Genomic DNA, 10,955 nt, shown 5'->3' with positions numbered 1-10,955 from the left:
CGCTGTCCGCACGTTCCTACGCATGTCTGCTTCCCGTCTTCTTCCGCCCGCCGCCGCGGGCCTTTTCTTCCTGCTCGCCGGAACGGGGGCGTTTGCGCAAGCGAGTGCCGCCACCCCGCTGGGCATGACCGAGGCCGTGCGCCTGGCCGCGACCTCGCACCCGACCGTGCGCAACGCGGTCGGGCAAGCGCTGCAGGCGGGCGAGGGCATTGCAGCCGCGCGCTCGGACTACTACCCGCAGGTCAGCGCCGGCCTCAGCGCGCGCACGGGCAACCGGCAGTTGCAGACCGACGGTCGCCGCCAGGTGCACCAGGCTTCGCTGTCTGTGACCCAGATGCTGTACGACTTTGGCAAGGTGTCGAGCGCCGTGAACGAGGCCGAGGCCTCGGCCGCGGCCGCGCGCGCCAAGCTGCTCGTGGCGATCGACGATGTGGTGCGCGACACCGCGCAGGCATGGATCGAAGTGCACCGCCAGCAGATGCTCGGCGAGATCGCGCAGGCCCAGGTGAAGGGCGTGCAGTCGCTGGCCGGCCTGGTGGGCGAGCGTCAGGCCAAAGGCGCGACCAGTCAGTCCGACGTGGCGCAGGCGCAATCGCGCCTGGAGGCTGCGCGGGCCCAGCAACTCAACACTGCGTCCCAGGCCGAGCGCTGGCGCCTCACCCTCATGCATTTGACCCAGGGCCGCATGCCGGTCGACATCGCCGGCGAAGCGCCAGCGCCGCTCGCGCGCGCCTGCGCCGCGCAGCCGCAGACGGCCTTGCCTGCACCGACCGTGCAGATGGCGCAGGCCGAGCGCGACATGGCACAGGCCGCGCTGCGTGGCGCCGATGCCCAGTTGCTGCCCACGCTGTCGCTCAACGCAGGCGTCAACCGGGGGCTCGAATCCGGCGCGCGGCTCGCCGGCCAGCCCGGCACCGAAAGCACGCTCACCGTCAACTTCTCCGCGCCGCTGTACGAAGGCGGGCGCAGCCAGGCCCGCCAGCGCGCCGCCGCGCACGCCGTCGAAGCGGCCGAGGCCGCGCTGGGCTATGCACAACTGAGCGTGCGGCAGCGGTTCGAAGACGCGCGTGTGCAGTCGCAAGGCCACGCGCAGCGCCTGCCCGTGCTCGCCGCGCGCGTGCAGAGCACGCAGCGCACGCGCGACCTGTACCGCGAGCAATATCTGCAGTTGGGCACGCGCTCGCTGCTCGACCTGCTCAATGCCGAGCAGGAGTTCCACGGCGCGCGCTTCGAACAGGCCGAGAGCGCGCACGAAGTGCAGCGGCTCGCAGTCGAGTGCCTGTATCAGTCGGGCCGCCTGCGTGAGGCCTTCGGGCTGGTCGATGCGGGCGACCTCGTGGCCGGAGGCCGGCCATGACCGCCGCCACCATGCCCGAGCTTTCTGCCGCGCGCAGCCCCGAGCTGCTCGCCGGCTGGGCCGATGCCGTGCTCGCTGTGGCCGCCCACTACCACCTCGACACCTCGCGCGAGCGCATACGCGGCGCTGCCGCATGGAGCGACCACGAAGACATCGCTGAGCGCGTGCGCCAGATGGCCCGCCAGGCCGGGCTCACCGTGCGCCAGGTCGCACCGCGCCTGGACACCCTGAGCCCCTGGCGCCTGCCCGTGGTGCTGCAACTGCGCGACGGGCAGGTGGCCGTGGTCACCGCCATCTCGGCGCAGGGCCTGCGCGTGATGCTCGGTGGCGACCAGGGCGCAGAAACCGTCTGCACGATCGAGGAGCTGCAACCCGCACTCGAAGCCATGGCCGTGCTGCGACCCGCGCAATCGGCGCCCGACTCGCGCGTCGACGCCTACATCCGCCCCGTCGAGCCGCACTGGCTGCGCCAGATCGTGCTGGCCGACTGGCGGCCCTACGCGCACATCCTCGTCGCGTCACTCGCCTACAACCTGATGGCGCTGGCCGGCACGCTGTTCTCGATGCAGGTGTACGACCGCGTGGTGCCCGCGCAGTCGCTGCCCACGCTCCATGTGCTGTTCGGCGGCGTGCTGCTGTCCATTGCGTTCAGCTGGGTCATGCGCGGCGCGCGTATGCGCATCACCGACGTGGTGGGCAAGCGCGCCGACCTGCGCATTTCTGACCGCGTGTTCGGCCACGCGCTGCGCGTGCGTGGCTCGGCGCGCCCGCGTGCCACCGGCACCTTCATCTCGCAGCTGCGCGAGCTGGAGCCCGTGCGCGAAATGCTCACGTCGACCACCGTGGCGGCCGTGGCCGATCTGCCGTTCTTCTTCGTGTTCTGCGTGCTCTTCTGGTTCATTGCAGGCTGGCTCGTGCTCGTGCCGCTGGCCGCGTGCGTGCTGCTGCTCGTGCCCAGCCTGCTGGCGCAGCCGCGCCTGCGCGCGCTGGCCCAGGCAGGCATGCGCGAATCGTCGCTGCGCAACGCCATGCTGGTCGAAGCCGTGCAGGGCATCGACGACATCAAGGTGCTGCAGGCCGAGCCGCGCTTCCAGAACCAGTGGAACCACTACAACGCCGTCAACGCCGACTCGGGCCTGAAACTGCGCGCGTTGCTCAACACCCTGAGCAACTGGACGCAGACCGTGCAGGGTGGCGCCTTTGCCTTTGTCGTGTTCTTCGGCGCGCCGCTGGTGATGGACGGGCAGATGAGCACCGGCGTGCTCGTGGCCGCATCGATCCTGTCGACCCGCATGCTCGCGCCGCTGGCCGGCGTGACGCAGGTACTCAACCGCTGGCAGCAGGCCAAGGTGGCCGGCGAATCGCTCGACCAGCTCATGAAGCTCCCGGTCGACCACCCGCCCCATGAGACGCGTGTGCACCGGCCTGCCGTGCAGGGGGACTACACGCTGCGCGACGCCGTCTTCAGCCACGACGGCAAGACCCCCGCGCTGCACGTGAAGGCGCTGCACATCGGCCCTGGCGAGCGCATCGCCGTGCTTGGGTGCAACGGTGCGGGCAAGTCGACGCTGCTGCAGGCGCTGTCCGGTCTCCTCGAACCGCGCGCAGGCAGTGTGGTGCTCGACGGCGTGTCGATGGCCCACATCGACCCGGCCGACGTGCGTCGCGACGTCGGGTTGCTCGCGCAGGACGCGCGCCTGTTCCACGGCACCCTGCGCGAGAACCTGCAGATGGGCACGCCCCATGCCACCGACGCCGAACTGATCACCGCCCTGCAAGCCACCGGCGCCTGGGCCTTCGTGCGCCGTCTGCCCACGGGGCTGGACCATCCGCTGCTGGAAGGCGGGCGCGGCCTCTCGGGCGGGCAGCGCCAGAGCCTGCTGCTCGCGCGGCTCATGCTCCGCCGCCCCAGCGTGCTGCTGCTCGACGAGCCCACCGCCTCGCTCGACGAAGTGGCCGAGCGCGAAGTGATCGAGCAGCTGCGCGCGCTGTCCGCAGGCCGCACGCTGGTGCTGGCCACGCACCGCCCGGCCGTGCTCGATGCGGTGGACCGCATCCTCGTGGTGGACGGCGGCGCTGTCGTGCTCGACGGGCCGCGCGACCAGGTGATGGCGCGGCTGCGCCAAGGCGCGGCGGCATCGCGCGAGACAACGGCCCTCGCGGGCCGTGGCAAGGAGGCACAGGCATGAACGCCGTGACATTGACCAAGGCACCGGTGCCTGCACAGGTATCCACCGCCACCGTCTGGGGCCCCGGCGGCGCAGACGACTTCGACGAGGCGCGCGCCAGCGGCTCCGCGCGCGTCGTGTGGTTCATCGCGCTCTTTCTGCTCGCGTTCTTCGTGTGGGCCTGGTGCTTCGAGATCGACGAAGTGTCCAGCGGCATGGGCAAGGTGATCCCCAGCTCGCGTGAGCAGCGCATCCAGTCGCTCGAAGGCGGCATTCTTGCTGAGCTGCGCGTGCACGAGGGTGAGATCGTCGAGAAGGGCCAAGTGCTCGCGCAGCTTGACCCGACGCGCGGCGAATCGAGCGTGGAAGAGACCGCCGCGCGCTACCGTGCCGCGCTGGCCAGCAGCGTGCGCCTGCGCGCCGAGGTGGAAGGGCGCAGCACCCTTCAGTTCCCCGCCGAGCTGAAGGCGTACGCGCAGCTGGTCGACTCCGAAAGCGCGCTCTTCCGCTCGCGGCAGGGCAGCATGCGCGACACCGTTTCAGGCCTGGGCCAGGCGCTTGCGCTCGTGCGCAAGGAGCTCGACATCACCCGCTCGCTGCAGGTGAGCGGCGCGGCCAGCAACGTCGAGCTCATCCGCCTGCAACGCCAGGCCGCCGACCTGGAGCTGAAGATCTCCGAGGCGCGATCGAACTACATGGTGCGCAGCCGCGAAGAACTCGCCAAGGCAGATGCCGAGGTGAAGTCCTTGTCGTCCGTGGTGCGCGGGCGTGCAGACTCGCTCGAGCGGCTCACCCTGAACTCGCCCGTGCGCGGCATCGTCAAGAGCTTGCAGGTCACCACCATCGGCGGTGTCGTGCCGCCTAACGGCTCGCTCCTGACCCTCGTGCCGCTGGACGATCAGTTGCTGATCGAGGCGCGCATCTCGCCTCGCGACATCGCCTTCATGCGGCCCGGGCAGGAGGCGCAGATCAAGGTCACCGCATATGACTACGCCGTGTACGGCGACCTCAAAGGGCGTGTGGTGACCATCGCACCCGACACGCAGCGCGACGAGGTCAAGCCCGAGATCGTGTACTACCCCGTACTCGTGCGCACCGACTCCGACGCACTCACCGACAAGGCCGGCCGCCGCATGCCCATCGTGCCCGGCATGGTGACCACCGCCGACATCCGCACCGGTCGCAAGACCGTGTGGGACTACCTGACCAAGCCGCTGAACAAGGCGCGCGAAGCCATGCGCGAGCGCTGATTCGCGCGCGCATCTCTCCCAAGAATCTCATCTGACCCAAGAGGACGCTAGCCATGAAAAAGACCCTGCACGCATCACCCACCGTCGCTGCCTTCGCGCTCGCCGCCGCGCTGCTCGGCGCCACCACTCATGTGGCGGCGCGCGACAACCCAGTAGATGCCGTGAGCAACCCCGACAAGCTGGACTATCGCGACGTCGAGGCGCGCCGCCCTGACTTCAAGGAGCCCTTTCTGCGCGACGGCATCGTGTCGCGGCCCGAGCGCTTTCGCGAGATCAAGCCCGGGATCAATCAGGCCCAGGTCCTCGCCGCGCTCGGGCAGGCGTTGAGGCAACAGCCCGGGGCGCTCGGCACTGAGTGGGATTACCAGTTCAAGTTCCAAATGCCGCGATCGGCCAACTACCTCGTATGCCAATACAAAGTCGTGTTCGACGGCAGCCAAACCGTGCGCAGTGCGGTGTGGCGCCGTCGGCAGTGCTTGGATCTGGTCTCGCACTGAACTGCCAGACGGAGGTCGAGCCGTCGAATCTCTGCCTGGGTAACTGGTGGTTTAGCTCGTGCCATTTCAAACAAGACCTGCAGTGCGTCCGTACGAAGCGTTCGTGTACGGAAACGCTGCAGATGAGCCGAACAAGTTGGCCGAGCGTTGCTTGGAGGTGATCGAGAGCACGCTCAGGAGCGTCGAACGCGTCACAGCCTGCTTACGCGCCGCCGAACTGGAACATAGCATCGGAATCGCAGCCATGACGCGCACGGAAATCGCCGACGCTGCTGAATGGCATCGCGCCAAGCTACAAGGTCTGCTGGCTGTGAAGCTGCGGCGTACCAGTTGTGGTGATCTTCAACTGATGGAAGACCTTCATGTGGTCGTGCGGATCAAACCCAGACGCACCGCCGCGCCAATACCTGCAGTGCCCGTCTTCTCGCCCGGTGACTTGGTTCACCCGATGCTCAGTGATCAAACTGACTGAGTCGGCACGTCGTATTTGTACTATGCCGCTGAGGGTTCACATGCCCGTTGGGGGAGATGCACGATGATCCGTCGCACCAAGCGGTTTCGAAGAAACCTCTTGCGATTGAGCAACATCGCGCTGTGGTTGTACGTCGGCGTCCTCGTTGCGCTCGCGATCGAAGCGCTTCTTGGCTAGGCTGCGCAGCCAGCGGGCAAAGCCGGAAGCGCCATACAGGCCGCCAACAACCGATCCTGCTTCGTCAAAGATGATGCTGTACGACACAGCTGAGCAGGCGGTTGCCGAGTTCGCGCCAAGCTCGCTTCGCGGCATGGACGTGTTGAACTTCGCGGATCTCTGACTCCGGCGTTCCGCAGATGATTCCTCATTGAGTACATTGGGCGCGAGGCGCCGCGAAGGCAGGACGCGCAGAGCTCGTCCGCGCTTTCAACCATCGGTCCAGGCCTCCACTGCGCCGCGAACCTGCAACGCGGATCGGCCCGGCTTTATGGCCACCCATCGGCTTCGATTTTTCGCTGATGCATCCGACGTTGGTCAATCCGGAGCGCTGGCGCCCGCTCAAGGTAGTCGTCGCAACTTCGAAGTCGGGACCGCGCAATCGCAGCGAGGCCGCGGCAGCATGCACGCCCTCGACGAGTCGTGAGCGGCGCTTCGCAACATCGGCTTGCTCGGGGCGAAGGCACATCGCTGGTGGCGTGCTTTCGCCTTCAGCATTTGTCGGACATCCGCAAAGTCTGTCGCGCTTTACTTCGCTGGCTGGGGCTCCGGAGCTGGCGTGATGATCACAGTAGTGCTTTCGCTGGGCTTGCCGGTGTCTCCTTTTTTTCCATCAACGCCTTGAGCACCCGCTATCCCCGGGGGGCCTGCGGGTCCGGGCACCGCCACGGGCGCCGCTGGAACGGCGACCACGGCAGTGGGCCTGTCGCACGCGGCCAAGCTCAACGCGCCGAGCAGCGCAAAAGTCAGTAGTGAACGGTTCATGAGAATCCTTTGAAGGCCCCTCAGGCTAGGCGCATTGCTGGCATGAGACCGTGCGTCAGCGAACATAGGCTGAATTGCCCCGGCTCAGTTCGACTTCGGCACGCACCTGTGCTCCGAGCCGGCTTTCGAGAGGGGCGGACTGGACGCTCACCGACGTGTAGCACGTCGGCGGCTACATCCATCCGAACCAGAAAGTCGCTGCATGCCTTGTCGTCGATCAGATGGACGCCGCGGCCTGCCATGAGCACAAGATCAAGCCGGGGTTGCCAGTCGCGGGAAGACCAGCAGCACTTGCGCCGCGCATTTCTTCGCCGGGCGACAAGGTCGGCAAGATCACCGAGATGTCGGTGCCGCGGCTACGCGCTTGACTGGAAGGCGGCGACCTGACGAGGCTGCTCAATCGACTCGTGTATCGCGCACAGGCCTACGCGTCACACGCTGCGGTCGGAGATGGGGCAGTCGAGTTCCACGTCCTTCATGTAGACCAGATCGGACAGCGCTTCCTTCGCGCGCGGGCCGAAGGACTGCTTCTTTTCAATGGCGTCGATCCCGTCGAAGCCCACCGCCATCTTCCGTAGAACCGGGCTCACCGCCGCGCGGTGATGTCGCCGTCGCTGACGCTCACCACGAGACGCGTGCGCGGCTCGGCCTGAGCGGCAAGTGATGGCGTGAAGAGGGTGCCGGGCAAAGCGCGCGGCGCGTCACGAGAGCGATACCTCCGAGCCGTCGGCAGCGATCATCACGCCGGGCGTGTTCTCGCTGATCTCGACCGGCACGCCCATGTGCACGCGGACATCGGATTTCGGGCCGCCGATGCCGTTGCGTCGAGACTCCGCATAGGCGGCGTGCTGGACGGGGGTGAGGATGAACTTTTGCGGGTAGGCGTTGCCGTGCGCCTTCCAGTGGTTGATGACCCCTTCGGTCATTGAGAGATAGAGACGTGCCATGGGGTGCATTGTCGCGTCGAACGCGGCGCCCCAGAATCTGCGCGCTCGGGTCGTTGCCCGACCGTGTGTTTCGGAAACGCATCCGCCGAGCTCAAAGCACGGCGCCCGCACTGCGCCAATTGCATCGGGGACTTCCAAGTCCAACTTCAGGAGTTTCCATGCGGGCGCACCCCATTCACCTTCAGTCTCTCCGACGCCGCGCCGACCGAGACAGGGCAGTCGATGCGTCTGCTGCCTCCAGCCGACGAGGCGCGTCGTGACCGGTCGAATCCGAGACTGAAATTCAGTGCACAGCGGTCCTCGCCGCTGCCGAACTTGTGGAAGCGGTGTGGGCGCCTTCCAGCAGTGAGGGCACGGACGGGCGAGTCCCGATGATCTTGAGAAACGCGCCCCGGGGGCGCAGAGTTGAATCGAATGCGAGAAGCAGGGGCAACCTGCTACCGCTCTTGCTGACCGTCGACCAGCAGGACGCTGGGCGCTTCTTCAGGGGGCCGGTCGAGGCAAAAGACGACGCAGACATCCCCGGCTTCCACCTGGCTGCTTCGTACTGCTGGCCCGATGTTGCGGCGCCACTATGTTCGGCGTCGAACAGACGAGCGGATTGAAGTTCGATCACTCTCTGGGTTGAATCGCTCAACAAGGTGGTCACGTTGAAAGTCGACAAAGACTCGCAGGTTGAATCACCGGACGCCCGCCCGGAACGCGATGAGTGGCAAACGCGAATGCTTGCTGGACCGATCTATGCAGGTGGAGTGAGCCATTCTGCAGATATTTACTGGGGGGCAACTTTTCTCTGCCGGCTGACTTACGCCGGTCCGACGAGAACGATCGCTCAAGTGCATGTCGGGCTCGCAACTCGGGCACTCATTTGGATCGCGAGCTATGAATCACGACCTGGTCGGCCGTCGCTCAAGTGGATTGCCGCAGGAGCTGACCCGCTGTACGACTCGGGCAGTTGAGATTTGCGCGGGACCATAGCAGCATCGAACACGGCGATCCCGGTGAGGTTCAGCTGGGGCTGCGGCGAGCGATTACCCACCGAGCGTGCAATCAGATACTCAACTGCTGGTGCGGATCGGGCGCACGAGGCCATCTCGGAGGCTCACATTGCAGGCGGATGTTGCCGCAGCACAGCGGCTGGCGGCGAGCGGCATGATCGAAGTGACTCTCGAGGTTCAAGGCCACGCGCAAAAACTCGCTCGTGAGCTTGCACACGTGGACGCGATCATCTGCGAGAGCGCATCGGCGATCGCGATCGAAAATCCTGAAGCAGCACGCCCGACGCCTTGATGGCCGTTGCAGCCCCGGAGGCAAGGAAGAACCATCTGCTCGCGTCAGGCAAGCGCATTCATGTTCGTTCGGCAGCGAACAGACTGAAATGCGCTGCCTCGGTATTTTGATATCGAGCAAGCCACCTAGGAGTGAACCATGGGCATTGGAACCATTCTTTTGATCATCCTGATCCTCATTCTGGTCGGAGCGTTTCCCTCATGGCCACACAGCCGTGGCTGGGGCTACGGTCCGAGCGGAATACTGGGCATCGTCGTGCTCGTGCTGATCGTCTTGTTGTTGACGGGACGGATCTAACGCTGGGTTTACTCAAGTTGATCAGCCGGCGAGGTCAACCCGCATCGATGCGGAGTCCAGACTGCCATGCCGTTGATCGAGTGGCTTTACTTCGCAGAGATGCCCATGACCATCGATGCGCACGAGGACATCCAGAAGTGTGTTGCCGCGCGCTGCAAGGCTGACAGAGGCGGATCTTCCGCCAGTCATGCATCCCCGGTGGCGAACAACTCATTCCGGTCAAGCCACGCTCATGCGGATGATGTCCAGGGGGCGAAGCGGGCTCGAAGATGCGAGCTTGCCCCTCGTTGAACTCGGTGCAATGCTCTCCCTGTCCAGCGACGTCGGGCGCTCGATGACCAGATGAGCCCGCGGTTCATGACATCGCAGGGGGCTTCCCAAAATGATGCTTGCCGTTTTCACAGTGGAAGACGAGTCGGTGATCCGGGACAACGGTTGTGCTCGTGGACTACCTGCAGACAGAGGTCGTCGGTCGTGCGCTCTCTGAGGTTGAAGCTGTGGCTGGCGCCCGGCGAACGAGGAGGCATGGCCGCTTCTCGCCGTGGATCTGTTGCTGAGACAGGGAACAGGACTCGGCGTGTTGGCCGCCCTTTCAGCGCTCGGCATAAAGAAGCGAATCGTGTCGCGTCGACCAATGCGGCTTCCGGACGACCGCGCGGAGTGCACTCGTCTGGGCGCCGAAACGGTCTTCGACAAGGCTGCGGAAGTCAATGCGCTCTTCGCCGATCGCGCTGCCTCGCATTGACGAACGCGGGGCGTCATCTGATATCGTGACCAAGCGCTCTCCCTCAGCGCCGAACCAGCCCCGGAGGATTCCTGAACGGTCCCGAAAGAACAGCGCGTTGGTCAATGCGTCAGCGTGCGGCCGGAACCACGATAACGGTTCCGCTGCCGGTGCCAGTGCTGCCGGTATTGCCTCTGGCGCCCGTTGCGCCGGTATTTCCCTGATTACCGGTTTCCCCTGTAGCACCGGTGTTGCCGGTACTGCCGGTGTCGCCTGTGTTCCCTGTGTTCCCTGTGTTGCCGGTATTTCCCTTCGCGCCCGTGGCGCCGGTGTAGCCGGTGTTGCCTGTGTTGCCTTGAGGGCCCATGGGGCCGGTGCAGGCGGATGCGCCGAGCAGAGCGAGCAACAGGACGGAGGGGAGCAAATACTTCTTCATGGCGGTTCCTTGTAGTCTTGGGGTGCAGCTCAATAGAGGCTGCGCCGGCCACAGTGACTGCTGGCGCGGCCTGCGTCTGTTCGGCACCGCGCATAGAAGCGGTCATGAATCGTGCATTACGGCTGTCCGCTCAAGGTGCAAGGTGTCATCTGTGGGGACTTGACGGCGAGTCGGGAGGCTGGCAAACGGACGCACAGTGGTGCGATAGGCACCCACCACGGGGGATGGTTGGTGAGTGATGAGTGATGAGTGATGAGAGTCCTGTGGGAACGTCGCGCTGCCGGCGCTTCGCCAGCATTCGGCTGCGCATCCAGATCGTGCCGGGTGTCGAGGGCGGCATGACGAAGCCGATGCGCGAAGGCATACAAATGCGCGTCTTCGAAGCGACCGAGGAGCATCTGCGCCCTGACATGCCGCTGGCCGTCATTGCCGGCAAGAACCATGGCTGCGGGAGCCGCAATCGCTCCCTTGTGCGTTGGAGCAGCTGGCGAGCCAGCGAGGCGGCGAAAAGGATTCAGTGAACCGGCGAGACCACT

13 protein-coding genes are annotated in these 10,955 nt (G+C 65.8%); 9 read left to right on the top strand and 4 right to left on the bottom strand.

The window, feature by feature from the left end; genetic code table 11:
• Positions 1-22 precede the first annotated feature (22 nt).
• The 5 genes from QFZ83_RS25735 (at position 23) to QFZ83_RS25715 (ending at position 5,744) form a co-directional block, all read left to right on the top strand.
• Entirely contained in the window at positions 23-1,357 is a 1,335-nt protein-coding gene (locus QFZ83_RS25735; protein ID WP_307511125.1) for a TolC family outer membrane protein, read from the top strand.
• Complete coding sequence (locus tag QFZ83_RS25730) at positions 1,354-3,546, top strand: type I secretion system permease/ATPase (protein WP_307511123.1); 2,193 nt, start codon at positions 1,354-1,356, stop codon at positions 3,544-3,546. The genes QFZ83_RS25735 and QFZ83_RS25730 overlap by 4 nt, the downstream gene beginning before the upstream one ends.
• Complete coding sequence (locus QFZ83_RS25725; protein ID WP_307511121.1) at positions 3,543-4,775, top strand: HlyD family efflux transporter periplasmic adaptor subunit; 1,233 nt, start codon at positions 3,543-3,545, stop codon at positions 4,773-4,775. Before QFZ83_RS25730 ends, QFZ83_RS25725 begins: the two co-directional genes overlap by 4 nt.
• A 53-nt stretch (positions 4,776-4,828) precedes the next feature.
• Complete coding sequence (gene bamE / locus QFZ83_RS25720; protein ID WP_307511120.1) at positions 4,829-5,272, top strand: outer membrane protein assembly factor BamE; 444 nt, start codon at positions 4,829-4,831, stop codon at positions 5,270-5,272.
• 82 nt (positions 5,273-5,354) lie between these two features.
• Positions 5,355-5,744, top strand: a complete 390-nt coding sequence (locus QFZ83_RS25715) for a hypothetical protein (protein ID WP_307511119.1) — start codon at positions 5,355-5,357, stop codon at positions 5,742-5,744.
• Between the two features lie 36 nt (positions 5,745-5,780).
• Here the strand turns inward: QFZ83_RS25715 and QFZ83_RS25710 are convergent, their stop codons facing one another.
• From QFZ83_RS25710 to QFZ83_RS25700, 3 genes are all read right to left on the bottom strand, one after another.
• The gene (locus tag QFZ83_RS25710; RefSeq protein WP_307511117.1) at positions 5,781-6,008 is read right to left on the bottom strand and encodes a hypothetical protein; all 228 of its coding nucleotides are present in this window, start codon (positions 6,006-6,008) and stop codon (positions 5,781-5,783) included.
• A gap of 1,148 nt (positions 6,009-7,156) precedes the next feature.
• The gene (locus tag QFZ83_RS25705) at positions 7,157-7,315 is read right to left on the bottom strand and encodes a hypothetical protein (RefSeq protein ID WP_307511115.1); all 159 of its coding nucleotides are present in this window, start codon (positions 7,313-7,315) and stop codon (positions 7,157-7,159) included.
• Between the two features lie 111 nt (positions 7,316-7,426).
• A complete protein-coding gene (locus QFZ83_RS25700) occupies positions 7,427-7,651 on the bottom strand; it encodes a hypothetical protein (RefSeq protein WP_307511114.1) in 225 nt (74 codons plus the stop codon).
• 1,128 nt (positions 7,652-8,779) lie between these two features.
• Between QFZ83_RS25700 and QFZ83_RS25695 the strand changes: the two genes are divergently transcribed.
• The 3 genes from QFZ83_RS25695 (at position 8,780) to QFZ83_RS25685 (ending at position 10,004) form a co-directional block, all read left to right on the top strand.
• A complete protein-coding gene (locus tag QFZ83_RS25695) occupies positions 8,780-8,962 on the top strand; it encodes a hypothetical protein (RefSeq protein WP_307511112.1) in 183 nt (60 codons plus the stop codon).
• 138 nt (positions 8,963-9,100) lie between these two features.
• Positions 9,101-9,259 (top strand): DUF3309 family protein, encoded by a 159-nt coding sequence (locus tag QFZ83_RS25690; protein WP_307511110.1) that lies wholly within the window; start codon positions 9,101-9,103, stop codon positions 9,257-9,259.
• A 541-nt stretch (positions 9,260-9,800) separates the two neighbouring features.
• Positions 9,801-10,004, top strand: a complete 204-nt coding sequence (locus tag QFZ83_RS25685; RefSeq protein ID WP_307511109.1) for a histidine kinase — start codon at positions 9,801-9,803, stop codon at positions 10,002-10,004.
• A 109-nt stretch (positions 10,005-10,113) separates the two neighbouring features.
• Here QFZ83_RS25685 and QFZ83_RS25680 read toward each other — a convergent pair whose 3' ends face one another.
• Positions 10,114-10,419: a collagen-like protein gene (locus QFZ83_RS25680; protein WP_307511107.1), complete on the bottom strand. Its 306-nt coding sequence runs from the start codon at positions 10,417-10,419 to the stop codon at positions 10,114-10,116.
• Between the two features lie 245 nt (positions 10,420-10,664).
• Between QFZ83_RS25680 and QFZ83_RS25675 the strand changes: the two genes are divergently transcribed.
• Positions 10,665-10,940, top strand: coding sequence for a hypothetical protein (locus tag QFZ83_RS25675; RefSeq protein WP_307511106.1), 276 nt, complete (start codon positions 10,665-10,667; stop codon positions 10,938-10,940).
• The last annotated feature ends 15 nt before the right edge of the window (positions 10,941-10,955 follow it).

The organism is Variovorax sp. W1I1 (assembly GCF_030815625.1).
In the GTDB taxonomy this organism is placed as follows: Bacteria; Pseudomonadota; Gammaproteobacteria; order Burkholderiales; family Burkholderiaceae_C; genus Variovorax; species Variovorax paradoxus_C.
The sequence above is the reverse complement of the archived record's forward strand: the minus strand, read 5'-3'. Positions and strand labels throughout refer to the sequence as shown.